The 17,282-nt window shown below is 44.4% G+C and carries 14 protein-coding genes; 5 read left to right on the top strand and 9 right to left on the bottom strand.

Annotated features, from left to right (window positions below; genetic code table 11):
• Positions 1 to 167 precede the first annotated feature (167 nt).
• On the top strand, positions 168 to 1,133 hold the full coding sequence (locus AC2TF5_RS06220) for a sugar kinase (RefSeq protein WP_491301335.1): 966 nt from the start codon (positions 168 to 170) through the stop codon (positions 1,131 to 1,133).
• A 50-nt stretch (positions 1,134 to 1,183) separates the two neighbouring features.
• The gene (locus AC2TF5_RS06215; protein ID WP_241930376.1) at positions 1,184 to 1,855 is read left to right on the top strand and encodes a bifunctional 2-keto-4-hydroxyglutarate aldolase/2-keto-3-deoxy-6-phosphogluconate aldolase; all 672 of its coding nucleotides are present in this window, start codon (positions 1,184 to 1,186) and stop codon (positions 1,853 to 1,855) included.
• A gap of 175 nt (positions 1,856 to 2,030) precedes the next feature.
• On the opposite strand, the gene AC2TF5_RS06210 is transcribed toward AC2TF5_RS06215, so the two are convergent.
• Positions 2,031 to 2,627: a YitT family protein gene (locus AC2TF5_RS06210; RefSeq protein ID WP_491301334.1), complete on the bottom strand. Its 597-nt coding sequence runs from the start codon at positions 2,625 to 2,627 to the stop codon at positions 2,031 to 2,033.
• A gap of 297 nt (positions 2,628 to 2,924) precedes the next feature.
• Here AC2TF5_RS06210 and AC2TF5_RS06205 point away from each other — a divergent pair, with 297 nt between their 5' ends.
• Both AC2TF5_RS06205 and AC2TF5_RS06200 read left to right on the top strand, forming a co-directional pair.
• Positions 2,925 to 3,845: a J domain-containing protein gene (locus AC2TF5_RS06205; protein ID WP_491301333.1), complete on the top strand. Its 921-nt coding sequence runs from the start codon at positions 2,925 to 2,927 to the stop codon at positions 3,843 to 3,845.
• 195 nt (positions 3,846 to 4,040) lie between these two features.
• Positions 4,041 to 4,898 carry a DegV family protein gene (locus AC2TF5_RS06200; RefSeq protein ID WP_491301332.1) on the top strand — a complete coding sequence of 286 codons (858 nt, stop codon included), beginning with the start codon at positions 4,041 to 4,043 and terminating at the stop codon, positions 4,896 to 4,898.
• Between the two features lie 110 nt (positions 4,899 to 5,008).
• Here the strand turns inward: AC2TF5_RS06200 and AC2TF5_RS06195 are convergent, their stop codons facing one another.
• Both AC2TF5_RS06195 and AC2TF5_RS06190 read right to left on the bottom strand, forming a co-directional pair.
• Positions 5,009 to 5,185 (bottom strand): GapA-binding peptide SR1P, encoded by a 177-nt coding sequence (locus AC2TF5_RS06195; protein ID WP_491301331.1) that lies wholly within the window; start codon positions 5,183 to 5,185, stop codon positions 5,009 to 5,011.
• Between the two features lie 189 nt (positions 5,186 to 5,374).
• On the bottom strand, positions 5,375 to 7,171 hold the full coding sequence (locus AC2TF5_RS06190; protein ID WP_491301330.1) for a S9 family peptidase: 1,797 nt from the start codon (positions 7,169 to 7,171) through the stop codon (positions 5,375 to 5,377).
• A gap of 246 nt (positions 7,172 to 7,417) precedes the next feature.
• Here AC2TF5_RS06190 and AC2TF5_RS06185 point away from each other — a divergent pair, with 246 nt between their 5' ends.
• Complete coding sequence (locus AC2TF5_RS06185; RefSeq protein WP_491301329.1) at positions 7,418 to 9,733, top strand: helix-turn-helix transcriptional regulator; 2,316 nt, start codon at positions 7,418 to 7,420, stop codon at positions 9,731 to 9,733.
• 110 nt (positions 9,734 to 9,843) lie between these two features.
• On the opposite strand, the gene AC2TF5_RS06180 is transcribed toward AC2TF5_RS06185, so the two are convergent.
• From AC2TF5_RS06180 to AC2TF5_RS06155, 6 genes are all read right to left on the bottom strand, one after another.
• Positions 9,844 to 11,019 (bottom strand): GNAT family N-acetyltransferase, encoded by a 1,176-nt coding sequence (locus tag AC2TF5_RS06180; protein WP_491301328.1) that lies wholly within the window; start codon positions 11,017 to 11,019, stop codon positions 9,844 to 9,846.
• 76 nt (positions 11,020 to 11,095) lie between these two features.
• Positions 11,096 to 12,103, bottom strand: a complete 1,008-nt coding sequence (locus tag AC2TF5_RS06175; RefSeq protein WP_491301327.1) for a hydroxyacid dehydrogenase — start codon at positions 12,101 to 12,103, stop codon at positions 11,096 to 11,098.
• 15 nt (positions 12,104 to 12,118) lie between these two features.
• Positions 12,119 to 13,624, bottom strand: a complete 1,506-nt coding sequence (locus AC2TF5_RS06170) for a hypothetical protein (protein WP_491301326.1) — start codon at positions 13,622 to 13,624, stop codon at positions 12,119 to 12,121.
• A gap of 14 nt (positions 13,625 to 13,638) precedes the next feature.
• Positions 13,639 to 15,279 carry an extracellular solute-binding protein gene (locus AC2TF5_RS06165; RefSeq protein ID WP_491301325.1) on the bottom strand — a complete coding sequence of 547 codons (1,641 nt, stop codon included), beginning with the start codon at positions 15,277 to 15,279 and terminating at the stop codon, positions 13,639 to 13,641.
• A gap of 67 nt (positions 15,280 to 15,346) precedes the next feature.
• Positions 15,347 to 16,246 carry a carbohydrate ABC transporter permease gene (locus AC2TF5_RS06160; protein WP_491301324.1) on the bottom strand — a complete coding sequence of 300 codons (900 nt, stop codon included), beginning with the start codon at positions 16,244 to 16,246 and terminating at the stop codon, positions 15,347 to 15,349.
• Positions 16,247 to 16,259: 13 nt separating this feature from the next.
• Positions 16,260 to 17,225 (bottom strand): ABC transporter permease, encoded by a 966-nt coding sequence (locus AC2TF5_RS06155; protein WP_491301323.1) that lies wholly within the window; start codon positions 17,223 to 17,225, stop codon positions 16,260 to 16,262.
• Positions 17,226 to 17,282 lie beyond the last annotated feature (57 nt).

The following is a 17,282-nucleotide window of genomic DNA, read 5'->3' as shown; positions in this document are numbered from 1 at the left end:
TTGTCAATAAACATTTTCTAAAACGAGTGTTTTCTCCCACATTAAGTTAGAGACAATGTCATTAAATTATCTTCTTATCCGAAAGCGCTTTTTTTTCATTGAGTTATCTATTACCGCGAGGTAAAGTGATAAATGTACATAAGTAAGTATGAGGAGGCAGCCTGTTTATGACTACTGAAACACAACGTCCCTATGATGTCATCACTTTCGGAGAGTCCATGGGACTATTATATCCAGAAGGCCCTAGGGGGATTGGACAAGGCGGTACCATGGCACAATCCTTCGGCGGAGCAGAGAGCAATCTGGCCATTGGCCTTGCAAGATTAGGCTGTCCAGTAGGATGGTTCGGACAACTGGGACAAGATCCGATTGCACAAGGAATTGTGAAAACACTTCGCGGAGAGGGCGTAGATGTATCCAGAGTTCGATATACTGGTAATGCTCCAACAGGCCTGATGTTACGAGAGTCCGTCAGAGGAAAATCATCCGTTTATTATTATCGCGCAGGCTCCGCAGCAAGCAGGCTGACTCCTGATCAAGTCGACGCTGCTTACATTGCCCAGGCACGAATCGTACACTTCACAGGAATTACGGCGGCCCTGAGCCAAAGCTGTCTCGATACCATTCGTCACGTGATCTCGCTGTGTAAGGAGAATGGTGTTCAGATCAGCTTTGATCCCAATCTCCGCCTGAAGCTCTGGAATATCGAACAAGCTCGTCCCGTTCTGCTAGAGTTGGCACAATCATGTGATTATTTCCTTCCGGGCCACGATGAATGCAAGCTCTTGTATCAGACGGATGACGATGATAAGATACTCCAAAATCTCCGTCAGCTTAAAGCTGTAACCGTTGTTAAAAGCTTTCACGGTAACAACGTTATCGTTCGAGAGGACGATGTCCATTCGGTTCCATTTGACAAGGTGGATAAGGTTGTAGATACCGTTGGGGCAGGCGACGGCTTTTGTGCCGGCTTTCTGGCGGGTCTTTCCAAAGGTTATTCCCTCGAAGAATCCATCCGGTTAGGTGGGCTAACAGGCTCCCTTGTCATTCAAGCACCCGGTGATTGGGAAGCTCTCCCGACCTGGGAAGAAGTGGAGCTTCGTCGCGGTAATACAGAGCATATTGAACGATAGTAGCAAGTAGCAGACACAGCAGTAGACAAAATCGATCAGGAGTGAACACGATGAAAAAAATGAAGCTTATCCAACAAATCCATGAGGCTGGTGTTATTGCGGTTCTTCGCGGCGATTCGCCGGAAGAGGTCGTCAGAATGGCGGAAAAGGCCATCGAAGGTGGAATTAAGATTATGGAAATCACGCTGACGGTGCCATTTGCCATGGAAGCCATTACAGCGTTGTCCAAAAAGTACTCATCAGCCGATCCGAGTGCGGACAATTACGCCATTATCGGAGCCGGTACAGTTCTCGATTCCGAGACGGCAAGACTTGCCATTCTAGCTGGCGCTGAATTTATTGTTTCTCCAGGCTTAGATAAGGAGACCATTATTCTCTGTAACCGATATCGGGTGCCGGTAATGCCGGGAACTTTCACTGTAAACGATATTTTAGCTGCGCTGGAGCTTGGTGTTGATGTGGTCAAGCTGTTCCCGGGAAACCTCTTCTCTCCATCGGTAATTCCTTCTCTGCGGGGTCCTCTGCCACAAGCTAATGTTATGCCATCTGGCGGTGTAAGCTTGGATAATTTGGCTGAGTGGGTACAAGCAGGCGCCTTTGCCGTCGGCATTGGTTCCGATTTAACCAAGGAAGCCGTCAAGGCGGGAGACTACAATCTGATCTCCGAGAAAGCTCAGGCTTACATGCGCGCCTTCTATGAAGCTAAGGCAAATCTGAAATAATGCATTTATCATAGAAAATACACAAGAAGAAACACCTTCGGCGTCCTTATTTAACGGGCGATCACGTTTCTTCGAGAAATATAAGCCAAGTATGCAATATGCAATTTATACTTTCTTATATTTTGAAAAAACCGCAGAGCGCATCCTATATGTGAATGTCGCACACTGCGGTTTTTTATTTTTTTCTGTACCATGGTTTCATTGTGCATAGACCTGTAGCTACTCCGCCTGAAACGATCGTAAAGATCGATAGAATAAAGGTGCTACCAGACAGAAGAAGTCCACCGATTCCGATAATGATGACATCCATCAATAAAATAATGACTCCCACATTCAGGGGAATTCGTCGGGCGAGAAAATGGGCTAACAAATCCGTTCCCCCCGTGCTTGTATTAAATCGCAGCATAATGCCAAGCCCCGTCCCGATCAAAAGCCCGCCGGCCGAAGCGCCTGAAATGGCTCCCCAATCTAAGTATGGATGAAAAACCGGCTGTAATGGAGACAACAAGTCTATAACAAAAGAGGAAATCAACATTCCCGTCAAACTGTTATAAAAGATGGAACGGTTTAACAGCCAAGCAGCCATGAACATAGGGATGCTGCACAGTATTATAACAAAGCCAATGTGCAAATCGAACAAATAATTGATGATCAACGCGATACCGATGACCCCACCGTCCAGCACTTTATACGGAACGAGAAAGAAATTCGTCCCAGCGGCGATCAGAACACTCCCGATGACGATAATAAAATACTTGATAATAGACTGCATAATGAACAGCTCCAAGAGAAGGAATGTCTATTCATATGCTTGTCTGAGTAAAAACTATACTCCATGTCAGATATAAATAGAAAAAAAATCCAAAATCGTTCTACTCCCTCGAGCCTACTTTAATAATGATTCCTCCCAAAGGTAAAAAATAGTTTTGTAATCGCGCAAGTAAATCGGGTACCGTGTATCCATGTGATCCATGTGCTATGTTAAATCGTTTCGTTTGTATCATGGGGCCGTTACACTATATACTGGTAACTAAGAAACTCTCACAGTATATGAAGAGGTGACATACTCATGGATCAGATGAAAGAAGCGTTTGAGAAGCTGGGGCTTCCGGAAACAGCAACCAGAGAAGAACTTGATAACCGATATACCCTGCTCATGCGACAGTCCCGTTCCGAGCAAAGACGGGATCCGGATAAGGCTGATGAAGTAGAAGAACGTTTCGCAGAAGTAACACGGGCATATAATTATATTTTGGATGAGGAAAAGCGCAAATCCCTGGAAGAAATAAGCCGCAAGAAATACAGCAAATTTAAAGGCATGGCAGGAACTGCGGAGAAGACGGAGCATTTCTTCCGTTACTATAGATACCATGTACTTGGCGGACTTGTTATCCTCGGTATTATCATTTATGCAATCATTGGTATTTTCAACCATCGAGCCGAGCAGGAACGGCTTGCCAATCTGCCACCGGTAGATTTATCCGTCATGTTTTTGGGCTCCTTCATGACTCCTGACGGGGGTCAAGACTACAAACCAATTGAGGATGCCATCTTATCACAGTTTCCAGAGTGGAAAAGAGTACAGGTTAACATCACGTATGTTCCTCCAATGGACTCAGGTTCACCGAATGATGTCGCCCTTCTCCAAAAAGCAATGCTTATGCTAACTACCGAGCGTCCGGATCTGTATATCATGGATCAGACAGCCTTTAACTGGGTTGGCAATCAAGGCATTGCGAGAAGCCTCGAACCGGAACTTGAGGGCGAGCTCAAGTCACTGGTCACCCCCGATATGCTAATAAAGACCAAACTGGAAGAAGAAACTGCTGAGAAAGTATATGCGGTAGATATCATGAACAGCCCGCTCGCTGAAGCTCTGCCCTTAGCCAAAACAGAAATGATAGCCGGAATCCGCGGCGGGTCCGAGAAAGAAGCCAATGCATTGGCTTTTATTAAAACCTATTTGGAAGCAGCAAAGACAAATCAATAGTAGGATGAACAAGCTTAAGCCCCGCAATGAGGATATCTACCTCTAATCGGGGCTTTTTCAGATACGATGTTGGGTTCGGTCGCTGCAATGTACAGAATTGTTGGAACTTTTCGACCGTGCCTATTTCTATCCTTTGAAAACATACCTAACCTTGATATAATAAAAGGAATTTAAAAGAGTTAAAGGGAGATGTTCATGTCTGGTAAAATAAAAATATTCGCTGACAGCACCTGTGACTTACCGTCATCGTGGATTGAAGAATACGACATCGGCATCGTACCGCTATATGTTGTGTTTGGGGAAGATTCTCTTCGGGACGGAGTCGATATTACGCCTTTAGAGTTATATGCCAAAGTTGAAGAAACAGGTAGCCTGCCGAAGACTGCTGCACCATCGCCTTCTGATTTTATTACTGCATTTTCTCCGTTTATCGAGCAGGGAGACGACATATTATTCTTGAGCATTTCATCAGAGCTGTCCTCCACTTATCAAAATGCCATCATTGCATCTGAAGAGCTGCCATCAGGCCGGGTAACCGTGATTGATTCGCGCAACCTGTCCTGCGGGATCGGACTTCTGGTTATGAAAGCGGTCCATGCTGCTAAAGAAGGTTCTTCGATTCCGCAAATCGTCGATCTGCTGAACAGCTATACGGATCAAGTAGAATGCGAATTTGTCATTGATACACTCGATTACTTGTATAAGGGTGGACGCTGCTCCGGCATGCAAAATGTGATTGGAAGTTTACTGAAGATAAGACCTGTTATTAAGGTTGTTAACGGCGGCATGATACCTGCTTATAAAGTTCGGGGCAAGAAAGAGAAAGCTTTGGAACAGATGTTGAGTAATACGCTGGATCGTGTTCAAGATATGGATAACGACCTTATTGTCGTTGTACATTCTATGGCTGAATCGGAAGCACTCATGCTAAAAAAAGTTCTTCAAGAAAAGACAGGCGCAAGACAAGTCAGTATTTCCACTGCAGGCTGCGTAATTAGCAGTCATTGTGGTCCACATACAGTCGGACTTATGTATACCAAGAAACCAAGCTGATACACGCTCTAATTCTCATTAAAGTAAACGGCAGTCTGCTGTGGCGAAAGCCTGCAGAACTGCCGTTTTATTATACAGCCAGTTGATTAATAAAAGACCATTCCTTTCGCTCACAAATCCTCAGGACATGCCCTCCTGCACTCATCCCTGCCGCACTGGCTATGAATGATCTTCACACCATCCGTCGGCAAAGTGTCAATCAACTCATCGCAACCAGAGCATATGATCAGCCCCATGTCCTTGCTATTGTCTGCATTCCCTGTCACCAGGTTTGTGAGCGTTTTCATCTTATTCCTCCTCAGTTTTCGCTTTCGTTCCTTCCGGACAGCCGATTGTCAGGATCTTGCTCAGACCTTCTAAGCATAGTGTATTGTCGTAAAAATCAACTTATGAGCAAAAAGTGATACTGTGTGCAAATTTAAAACAACAGGCCGAGAATATGACATCTCTTGACCTGCCGTTTTTAACTAAGGACTTTATTCGCAGCGGTTAAGAAACTCAACCATGCGCGCATACCCGATTTTCTCATTGGCTTTCTTCGTAATTCCGTGACCTTCATCCTCGAACACAAGATATTCCACATCACGGCCCTTGGCCCGGAGAGCTTCAACGATCTGATCCGATTCTTCCTTTACAACCCGGGGATCATTAGCCCCCTGAATGATAAGCATTGGATTAACCATGTTATCCAGATACGTAATTGGCGAATCCTTGATAAACCGTTCACGGTCCTGCTCCGGATCTCCGATCCATTGCTTCATAATTGGCTTCCAGTGTTCCGGTACAGAATTGTAGAATGTAAACAAATTGCTGACACCAACAATATCAATAGCTGCACGGAAATATTCCGGGTTACGCCCTGCCAGCAGCAGCGTCATGTATCCGCCATAGCTTCCGCCCATAACGAACAACTTCTCCCGCGTGGATATCCCCTGCTCGAACAACCAGTCCATGCCGGCCAGACAATCCTTCCGCGGACCCTCTCCCCAATCCTGCTCTACCAACTTCACAAAAGAGCTCCCGTAACCGGTGCTTCCGCGGAAATTCGGACAGAAGATGTTATACCCCTGTGCGATAATATACTGGAACATGGCACGGAACTGCTTCCGTTCAGCCGCCTGAGGCCCGCCGTGAGGCCAGAATACCGTATAACCATTCGCTTGCTGCTCCTTGGCACGGAACAGCATCGCCTCAATTTCCATACCGTCAAATGATTGGTATGTAATGACATCGGGAGATACCAAATCTTCTTCGGTCAATCCGGTCATGACATTTCGAGTGAGCATATTCCATGCACCATCCTGGTATCGATAGATATTAAATGGCTTAACCGCTCCGCGGGCCAGAAGATACAGATTGCCCGATTTTGCTACTGTAAGCTGCTCAACGATATCAGATGGAAGCGGAATTGGTGTCAATTCGCCACTATCCAGTGAATAAGCGTACAGCTTATCCTCAACTCCCTTTTCAGTGACCACATAGACCGTACGCGAATCTTTATGATATCGCATCAGGCTGACGCTCTCCCGCTCAATATGACGGAGCGGCTTAAATTCTTTATTTGGAATATCATAAGTTGCAATATAAGCAAATTCCGAGTCAAAGTTGGTCGCGAACAACAGGGTATCATTATCCAGGAAGATGACATCCCCAGCAGTATGAACCTGTTCCTGTGAAGGAGTCAGACACTGATCATCCTCGCCTTCACGACTTACAAAACTTAAATAATGTGTATTGGCGTACATTTTGCTATATACAACGCTTTTCTCATCGGGACTAACCCCAGCCAATTCGGTTATCGTATCCTTCCCTTCGATCAAGAGCTTATTCTGCTTCGATTCCAGGTCATACACGCATGAATTCAGATAGGATGGATTATCCTTGGAAGTGCAGTAGTACAGCCGTTTTCCATCTTCCGATAAATGAACGAAGTAGTGCTTATCCTCTGGTGAGGCCCCCTCAAACAACGGCATCGGATCGCCGCCGTTCCAGCGAAGCGCATGAAATTGATAGTTTTCATTCCCGTCGCGGTCAAATGCCGTTAAAATATGCCGTCCCTCTGGATCCAGCTTAATAAAGCTGCAAATCTGGTCATTATAAGTGAGTGGATAAGGATACGATGTTTCCCCGTTCATATCGATAGCCCATAAGTTATATTTGCCGTTCAAGCTGCTGCTGAACACCAAACGCGACTCATCCGCATGGACTCCGAAGGAACGAATAACATACGTTTGAAAGAACTGTTCTACATCCGGTTTCGGAAATTGAATCATCGGCAACGCCTCCCCTGTTCACAACTAATTTATTGTCCGAAGGATAATTAATATGTCCGCTATCCTACGGATAGGTCTAATTATAAAGCATCCGACTTGGTAAATAAATCAAACTGTGGGATGATCTTATTTCATTCTTCAGTTGTAGGGAATATTCCTGTCAAGTAAATACTTGAACATTATTGAAAAGGCTTACACTGAATGATAAGCTTAAAAGGCTTCTATTAAAAATGACGAGACAAGGACGTGTGGCCATTGTTACCTTACAACAAGAAAAAACCAAAAAAACAAAACAGTGTCTATACCATTTTCGTCTTGTCATATGTCTCTATCCTAATTCTCACCCTTTCCAGCGCCTTCGTCTATTACGCCAAAATAAATAAACAAATCACGATGCAGACCGAGCTGTCGACAGTTACTTTACTTGGCCAACTCAAGTCTGATATTGAAGACGATATATCCTATATAAAAGAACTGAGCAACGCGATTGTATTTAATTCCAAGCTCGAACAGGTAGCCAAAGGCGTTCCTTCCTACAGCTATACTGAGCTGATGAAAGATATGTCCAGCAAGCAAAAGCCCCGCGATTTTCTATTTGACTATTTTGTTTACATCAACTCCACGGATGAAATCATAACGCCTACGATAAAAATGAAAGCCCAGAAATTTTTTGACCTGATGTATCAGTTTGTAGATTTGGATTATGAAACCTTCAATAAAGATTATTTGCATGGTTATCATTTTCAAGAATACATGTCTATTCAAACAATGAATCAATACGAGAGCAATATAGTAGATGTACTTCCTTACATCCAGTCTTTTCCGATGAATACCCCATCGAAGCCACTAGGACAAGTCATTTTTCTAATGGACGCTAGTAATATGTTCTCATTAATTAATCAAGTGCATCAGGTCACAAACTCGAACATTTATGTGCTTGACGAAAAAGACCGTCTAATCCTAAGCTCTCCGGACGCGCCAACGCTAAATATCCAAAAACTCGATAGCTTTGATAAAATGGCAGAATCTCGTCATGAAATTTTGAATAAAATCGTATCCGAGAAAAATGGCTGGAAGTATATCGCTTCGACGCCAAAGAGCCTGTATTTTAAGGAAAATCTCAACTACTTGATGAACTTTATCGCGATTTTCTTAATTTATTTAGTGGCTGGTCTTATCGTTGTCCGCTACTTGGCAAAACGAAGCTACAAACCGCTAAAGGAAATCAATGAGCTCATACAAATTCATGCTCAAACCTCGGTAAGCGGAAAAAATGAGTATGAGAATATTAAAAAAACGATTGTGGACCAGATTCAGAATGATAAGGAACTGAACGAAATTATCGAAAAACAGCTTCCAATTGTCCGGCGTGATTATTTGCTGAATCTGATCCGAGGGATGGTTACGAACTACGATGATGTAGCTCAGCAGTTATCGTCCATCGGTATCGAGTTCACTTCCAATACGTACCTGATCGGCTCATTGGAGATTGACATGGACAGTCCGTTCTTTATGGACAATACCAATTTATCTGAGAAAAATCTTTCCCTCGCACGTGTCGTAGCTGAAAACGTTAGCTGTGAACTTATGAAGAAGTATTTCTCTTGTTATTTCTTTGATTTGGGGCGTAACCAATCGATGTTTTTGATCCAATTGAGAGATGGCATTGTTTCGGCTGAGGCAGTGTCCATCGCCAGAGAGCAGACGAATGCGCTGATCCACTTTGCATTCAGGCACTATCACTTAAACCTGAATGTTGGTCTGAGCACGGCATATTCAGAACTGAAAAGCATGCCCGAATGCTTTGATGAAGCTAAAAAGGCGCTGGAGCACAGCAAATTGCGGGATGATTACGAAACTATGAGCTTTGAGGATTTAGGAAACCTGAGCTTTGACTACTTTTATTCCATGGAAAGTGAACATCAGCTCATCAATTTACTGAAGAGCGGCCACTATGAGCAGGCCAAACAGTTTCTGAACAATATTTTTGAAGTTAACATTTCCAAAAATATCGGAGTCGGTGCAGCAAAACTTCTTTTGTATGAAGTGGCCTCCACCTTAATGAAGGTAATGAACTTCTTCCTGGTAGCCAAAGGGGAGGTTCCATCCACCAACGAACATGTCATTGAAGAGATGATTCAGCACTCCTCCATGGAAGTCGCCAAGCGTAGGTTCATGGAAATGATTGATAAAATCTCCGTGCTCTCGGAAAATAAAAACGTAAGCAAAACGGAGAAGCTTGTACATCGAATCGCCGAATACATTAATCAACATGCCGGTGAAACCTGGCTGGATCTGAATATGCTGTCTCAGGAGTTTGAAGTCACACCACAGTATATCTCCAACGTGTTCAAGAAGTACAAGCAGGAGAATGTTAAAGACTACATTGCCAAGCTGAAGCTGAATATCGCCAAGGAATTGCTGGAATCTACGGATCTACCTGTGCGCGAAATCGCATCCCGTCTGGGCTATGCCAGTGAAGCCGGCATCATCCGTCTGTTTAAGAAATACGAAGGAATGACACCTGGCGATTACCGGTTGGACTGCAAATCAAAGGAATAGTTTTGTCTTATGGACCACAAAAAAACAAGCAGGCTACCTAAGGATGAATCCTCGGGTGTCCTGCTTGTCGTTTTTCTGTGGTATCTCTATTTCCGAGATTTAAAAATCTATCAGCAGCAATCCAGCGGCGGTGTAAATAACGGTAGCGGAAACCAGCCTTGTGGACAGTTCGGCTGGCTCTCGTCCTCAGCTGAAAATCCGGCATACGAACTAAGCGGCGAGAATAACAGAGCCGTTGCTTCACTCGCCGATAGAATGGCGTCCGGTTGAACATCACCATTCCCTCCGACAATATGTTCAACTATGACTTCTCCGCTCCGCACTTGAATGTCTACAGTTTCCCCACTCTCTATCCGCAATACGAACCTTCCGTCTTGGAGGCTACTCTCTAACGCTTTACACTTCATATACGCCTCTATAACCGGCGCATATTTGAACATGTTATAATTGTGCTGATATCCAACTTTGTACATATCGCAAACGCTACCGAGAAGTCTAATTTTGTCCTTAGCATAGGCAGGAAGCGAGAAATGCAGATCTGGCAGGCCTTTGTGAGCCATCAACGATTTGGAAACTGAAGGCAGGAGATCTATATCCGTAAGCTCGATCTCATAGATCATACCGTTATCCTTGGACAAGCTGAGATAGCCTGCAAACATACCGTTCTGAAGGATAACATAAGGCGTGGCATTCCACGTCCGCAGCAGGTCACTGAACTGCTCTTTGTTCCTTGCTCCGCTCACCTTCCCTTTTTGATACAAATCAAAAACATCATCCAACAGAGTCGAAGCCTCAGTTAGTTCTTCAAAAGTAATATGATTCGCGTTCAGTCCTCTATACTTGTGCCGGACATTATCACTGGTCAGTGTAAAGTCCAGCTTCACCCCTGCTGGCTCATATCCAAAGTATTCATAACGCTGTCTTTGTCCACCCAAAAGACTGTAGTCATAACCTTCTGCTTTCATCTCATCCAACGCGAATGTGAGCAGCTTCTGCATATATCCTTTTCCCCTTGCCCGCGGATGGACAGATACCGTACCTACACAACCAACCTTAAGCTCTATATCCGCAACTTTAAAATGAATCGGCAGAACACATAGCATCGCACAAATTTTTCCGTCTTCCTTCACAAGGTAATGGTACTGCTGCGTCATCCGGCCTTCACCATACAGCTTCGGAATCAATGAAGCAAAATCATGCGGCGCTGCTGACTTACTGAATATGTAATCTGCAAAATCAATAATATCCTGGGCGTCTTCAGGCGTCCCCTTACTGTATATTTCCACCCTTTTTCCTCCCCGTCATTCCTCAGAAACAGAGGGACAGCAGTCATGCCGTCCCCGTTCCTTTTCTATAATTGTACTAATGCGTGGACATCTTACCGGCATAAGCCTGATCAATTTCACATCTTAAAGGCTCACCTTGCAGATAACGCTTCATATCCGTAATAAGTGCTTGAACGACAACCAAACGGCGGTCTACCGTTGGCCCTCCCATATGAGGCATCAGAATCGCATTACCCAGCTCCATCAGCGGATGGCCTTGCGGCAAAGGCTCAACTTCGTACACATCCAGTACTGCGTTGATCTTGCCTTCCGCCAGCACACGGCAAAGAGCAGGCTCATCGATTACAGCACCACGGGCCGTATTGACGAGAAGAGACCCTTCAGGCATTAAGCGTAGGAGCTCCTCGGTAATCAGGTGATAATTCTCCTGGGTCATACCACTATGAATCGAAACGATATCACAGGTGGAGAAAATCTCCGGAAGATCAGCTTTTTGCATTTGGTGTTTATCCAGTTCCTCCTGAGCAATATGACGAGAGAATACCTTAATCTTCACATTGAACGGCTTAAGCATTTGCACAACCATTTTAGAGATCATTCCATAGCCTACGATGCCAATCGTTCTGTCCAACAGCCCTTTGTTATAATAGGCGGAAGGCCAAATGCCTTTCTTCAGGTCTCCAGAAAACCGCGGAATATCCCGCAGGGATGCCAAAGAATAGGCGATTACACTCTCGGCTACCGACTGTGCGAACACTTCGTTCCCGCTAATGACCGTGATCCCTTTTTCGTAAACGGCATCTGTTACATATGGTCTTACAGAGCCGCCGGTATGTGCAACCATTCTCAGCTTATTGGCATGGCTCATCACGTCCTCGTCAAGGACCTGCGTACCCCAGCCTGTCACACATATATCCACATCTTTAATTTTCTCGCAAATTTCCTGCTTCGTATAATGCGTTGTACTACTTTCATTCCAAATTACTTCTCCGATTTCTTCCAGCTGCCGAATCAAATCTTCATTAAAAAAAGTATAGAAGATTTGATTCTTTGGCATCGCAACAAGGATCTTCAATTGTCCCATGGAACGGCCACCCTTCTAAAGTTCATCACGGATATGTATTTTGGCGGCAACTGCCGTATCCCCTTCGCGAACAATCTCGACACCTTCTGTAAAGTGACAGTCCTGAACTACATTAGGACGCTTGGACCGTGAACTTCGCTGTGTGAATACGAGTTGGTCGGCCGTACATCCGCGTATCTGGGCACCATCCGCATTGATCAGCATGGTACCACACTCGGGGTATTTTTCCGTCTTGGTGATATACACATCCTCTAACGTCAAATCGGTTACTTTCGCAAAAGAAATAAACCAGCAGGCGGAGTGGCGCTTGACCGTAATTCGCTTGGCGCTGTCTCCCCATGTAAACCCGCTATTTGCAAAAGATATCAAACCTGAATTGCCTATATAGGTCAGATCATGCTCGAATTGGCCATGGGTTACAAATGCACCGTGGAAATCACCATCAGCATGACAGTTCTCTACCATACAGTAAGCGCTTCCTGTAAAATCATTCAGATGACGGGCATTGCTTGCGACACAGTCGCGGACTTTGCCATAAAGACAATGAATTTGCTGCGTCAAGTAGCCTGTACCGCCAACAACCACTTCAACAGGATTAGTGAGGGAGCATTTTTCAGTCACATAATACGTATTATGCCTTCTCAAAAGGACAGGCCAGTAGGTGTGATAAGCATGTAAGCCAAAGACGTCACAATTCACGGCATATTCCAGCGCCAAAGGCTGAGCCCCTTTGTCTTCACCTCCGTCATTTCCCAAAAACACCATATTGCGAACGTTTACATTTTTAACAGGCTCTACCCTTTGATAGGTTAACGTTCGTCCCTCTTGAAGCTCCCATCCTATTTTGTAATTGAAGCGCACGTGAGTATCGTCAATTATTTCTGTCACCATCAGCATCTTGTCGATCTCTTTTTCTTCCCTGCCTGTCAATCGGTTTACCGTTACGATCCACCAATCATACAGATGAAATGCGCTGCTGTCTTCCACCTCTAATATATCATATAACTCTTTTATAGACTGTGACAGGTTTAGCTCCTGTCTCTCTTCCATAAGCTGTCCCCTAAAATGCATGACCGCTCCGAAGGGATCGTTATGTGCAGCCGGCTCAATGCCTTCAGCCGTTACGTTGCAATTGTGAAAGTCAAGCTCAAGGTCACTTCGGTTAAACTTCTGGCGCTTCGTAAAGCGCAAATCCGTATAGGCTTCAATCACTTTAATTGAGGAGTCATTCACCATAGTTGTGAGCGCCTCGTCAGCCGGGAATGAAGGGCCCATAATCCCAAAATATCTAAAATCACATACCCCATGGTGAATCAGCAGCCATCGTCCGCTTTCGCTATACTCTTCAGGGGCAATCACGGTTCCGCCGTTATGTGTTAATGTACAGTCATTTTGCCACTTATACTGCATCGAGATGTCTCCCAGCTGGTGATAGCCAAGGACAAGGGCAATATCCCCGTCCTTGAGCTTGGCTGATTGTAACTGAGTCATCTCCCGGATACAACTTAGTTGATGTAACACGGCCAATCCTCCGATTATTTCATTGATTCGTTCCATCTTTTCAGCGCATCTGTTTTAATGGTTAGCAGTTCCTGCAGGCCCATTTTGTCCAATGTAGCAATGTAGCTGTCGAAGTTATCCAGACTTTCTTCGCCGATAATAAACTTGGTAGTCATCAACGTTACATAAGTTAAGAGATCATTCTCGATAACGTTGCCTCTCTCGGATTCTTTGGCTGTAAAACGGGCATTCACCGGATACGTATCTCTGTAATAAGGTACTTGTTTCTCTTTCACTTGGGTAACCTTCATTTCCATAAGCGGATTATTGGCTGGCATTGCTGTAAAGTTCAAGTAACCCGGCAGTTCCATGTTTACGGAAATCAACTTGTTAATATCTCCAAAACCTGTAATCGGATCAATCCATTCATATTGAGCTTTCGTATCATCCGTGTACTTCCAGTGTTCACCTTCATATCCGAGAAAAACAGTATTGCCTGAGAAACCATCAACAGCTTTATCTTCTGTTGCGTAGAACATATCCAGTAATCTCATGGCAGCTTCCGGATGCTTGGCTTTATCTGTAATAATGGCTTTACTGGTGTACAAGTTAAACGGAGTTCTAGCCACTTTTTTGTCATTCACAGGCGAAGTCAAAGGTCCTAGGCTAAGTTGCTCCGACTTGGCAGCCTCTGGATCGAGCACTGTTGGGGAAGCGTTGTAAATACCAACCAGACCACCCTTTACCTTTGCTTGCCACTGCTGAGATGTCTGGGTTGTGAATTCAGGATCGATCAATCCTTCTTTATACAGCTTGTTCGTATATATGAGAAAATCTTTATACTCTTTCATCGCAGGAACATAAACGACCTCACCCGCATCATTAACGTCAAAGCCGATTCCTCCTGTAAGCCCTGTAAATGCAGGCACCAAGAGCTGCTGAAATGCGTTAAGTCCAACTGCAGAGAATGGAATTTCATCACTCAGATCACCATTGCCGTTCGCATCCTTTTCTTTGAATGCTTTCAACATTTCATAGAGCTCATCCGTTGTGGTTGGAACTTTTTCTATTCCTACATTTTTCATCCATTGGGAGTCAAAGAATCCAAGATGTCCTTGTGTCATTGATGTATTAAAAATATAAGGTAGTCCGTAAATTTTACCGTCCATGGAAGTAATCGAAGCTTTAATGACCGGATCCTTCTCCATCAAGGCTTTCAAATTCGGAGCATATTGGTCAATCAGGTCTGTCAGGTCAAGAAACACACCTTGGGGACCGTAGGTTTCTTCATCTGTCTTATCTGCCCCTCTCAAGATGATATCCGCATATTCACCGCCAACGAGAGCTATATTTTTTTGCTCGTTAAACGTGTCACCCTCTGAAAGCTCAAATTCAAGCTCAATATTCGTTTTTTCCGCTAATCTCTTAAAAATCTCCAGCTCGCTCCAATCCGAGCCCCCGGGATCTTTTTTACCCATCACTTTCATTTTGATTTTTTCCTTGGTGATGGGATACTCCCCTACAGGGTTCAAATAATCGGGCAGACCCGTTTCAACTCCCGGAGTATTCTCCGAATTATTCCCTTCTGCTTCTTTCTCTGGAGATGCACAGCCTGACAATAAACTTCCAAACAGGGTAGTGCTAAGTAGTAATGCGAGCATGCTTTTCTTTTTCATAAATCCTTCCTCCTCTTGAGTATATATGAAAAATCATTTGTTGCCGGTGTAAGTGAAGCATGGGTTATCAGCCCTTAACAGAGCCCAGTGTAACGCCTTTAACAAAGTATTTTTGCACAAATGGATACAGAGCCATAACAGGCAAGGATGCAACAACAATAAGTGAATATTTAATCTGTTCCGCTGCACGCAGCTCTTCCTGAAGCAATCCGGCAGTATCCCCGCCCTGCTGCAGCAGCTCAGCATTGAATTGACTCTTCAACAGCGTTTCCCGCAAAATGATTTGAAGTGGCTGCCATTGAGCATCTCTTATATAGATCAATGCGGTGAAATAACTGTTCCAGTGATTTACGGCACTGAACAATGCCATAACGGCGATAATAGCCGTAGACAACGGCAGCACTACCTGAGCAAACAATCGGAAATTGGAGCATCCATCAATCTGTGCCGCTTCCTGCACCTCAATTGGAATCGTTGTCTGAAAGAAAGTACGGCTGATAATAATGTTAGTCATCGACGTTGCCCCCAAAATCACCATAACCCATGGTGAGTTATAAAGGCCTACACTTTTAACCGTCATAAAGGTAGGGATTAGACCGCCGGAGAAGAACATCGTAATCAGAAACATAATGGTGAAGAATTTATTTCCTACAAAATCTTTCCGCGATAGCGAATACGCAGCAAGTAGCGTGACCGCCACATTTATAATCGTTCCTGCCACCGTGTACACGATCGTGTTCAGGTATCCCCTTAAAATGCTGGTATCATTAAAAATGTTCTCGTATCCACTGAAGGAAATGTCTTTAGGAATCAGTAGCATTTTGCCGGAGTTCACCAGATCAGGATTACTGATGGAGGCGCTTACAATAAACCAGAGTGGATACATTGTCAGAAGTAGAATCACGGTCAGAACAACAAGGTTGACCGAATTAAACACCTTGTCGGACTTGGTTTCTTTTACAAGCATGCAATCTCCCTCCTTACCATAATGAATTCTCTCCAACCTTACGGGAGAAGCGGTTTACTAATATGAGAAGTGTCAAGTTTATGATATTGTTGAATAATCCTACTGCAGAGGATAAGCTATACTGGGCCTTTTGGATACCGAGTTTGTACACATAAGTTGAAATGACCTCGGACACTTCCATATTAATATCCTTCTGCATAAGCAACACTTTCTCGAAGCTAAGGTTCATGATTCCCCCAACGCTAATAATCAGCATGATTGTAATTGTTGGCATGATTGCCGGCAGGTTGACATGGATGATTCGTTGAATCCGGCTTGCCCCATCAATCGTAGCCGCTTCGTGTAACTCTGGCGATACGCCAGCGAGTGCGGCAAAGTAAATGACGGATCCATATCCGGTAGTCTGCCATACGCCTGACCACACATACATGTCGTTAAATAGACTATCCTTCTGCAAGAAATGAATAGGCTCCATACCGACTAGAGCGGTCAGCTGATTGACGAGTCCCGTATTTGAAAAGAACAGATCAATCATCCCTACCAGTACAACCATGGAGATGAAGTATGGCATGTACGTGATGTTCTGTACCAGCTTCTTGAATTTATTGTTCTTCACCTCATTGATCAATAGTGCCAGAATGATCGGTGCCGGGAAGCTGACGAGTAAATAATAGAATGAAATGGAGATGGTGTTCCAGAATATTTCTGCGAATCGCGTGGAACTGAAGAAGGTAATAAAGTGTTTGAATATAGGGTCCGCCCACGGACTCCCACTAAAACCTTTTGTTGCAATAAAGTCTTTGAACGCAATTTGCACACCGTACATGGGTACGTAGGAAAAAATGAAGAAGTATAAAAATGCCGGTAGTATAAATAGGTACAATACCCAGTTGCGCTTGATCAGCAGCAGCTTCAGATTCTTACCGGTTGCCGTTCGCAGTGGAGCGCGCTGCGGTTTGGTCTTCTTTGCTAATCTCAAGTATTTCCCCCTCCTGTTGTGATGAACTAGGCGATCTCTTTCGCCTGCCCTTATTAT

The organism is Paenibacillus sp. JNUCC 34 (assembly GCF_058269055.1).
Note: the sequence above shows the minus strand (reverse complement) of the source record. Positions and strands in the feature narration are given on the sequence as shown.

Excerpts from the sequence above, each read along its gene's own strand:
- AC2TF5_RS06220 (WP_491301335.1), top strand. The coding sequence starts at position 168 with ATGACTACTGAAACACAACGTCCCTATGATGTCATCACTTTCGGAGAG.
- AC2TF5_RS06215 (WP_241930376.1), top strand. The coding sequence starts at position 1,184 with ATGAAAAAAATGAAGCTTATCCAACAAATCCATGAGGCTGGTGTTATT.
- AC2TF5_RS06210 (WP_491301334.1), bottom strand. The coding sequence starts at position 2,627 with ATGCAGTCTATTATCAAGTATTTTATTATCGTCATCGGGAGTGTTCTG.
- AC2TF5_RS06205 (WP_491301333.1), top strand. The coding sequence starts at position 2,925 with ATGGATCAGATGAAAGAAGCGTTTGAGAAGCTGGGGCTTCCGGAAACA.
- AC2TF5_RS06200 (WP_491301332.1), top strand. The coding sequence starts at position 4,041 with ATGTCTGGTAAAATAAAAATATTCGCTGACAGCACCTGTGACTTACCG.
- AC2TF5_RS06195 (WP_491301331.1), bottom strand. The coding sequence starts at position 5,185 with ATGAAAACGCTCACAAACCTGGTGACAGGGAATGCAGACAATAGCAAG.
- AC2TF5_RS06190 (WP_491301330.1), bottom strand. The coding sequence starts at position 7,171 with ATGATTCAATTTCCGAAACCGGATGTAGAACAGTTCTTTCAAACGTAT.
- AC2TF5_RS06175 (WP_491301327.1), bottom strand. The coding sequence starts at position 12,103 with ATGGGACAATTGAAGATCCTTGTTGCGATGCCAAAGAATCAAATCTTC.
- AC2TF5_RS06165 (WP_491301325.1), bottom strand. The coding sequence starts at position 15,279 with ATGAAAAAGAAAAGCATGCTCGCATTACTACTTAGCACTACCCTGTTT.
- AC2TF5_RS06160 (WP_491301324.1), bottom strand. The coding sequence starts at position 16,246 with ATGCTTGTAAAAGAAACCAAGTCCGACAAGGTGTTTAATTCGGTCAAC.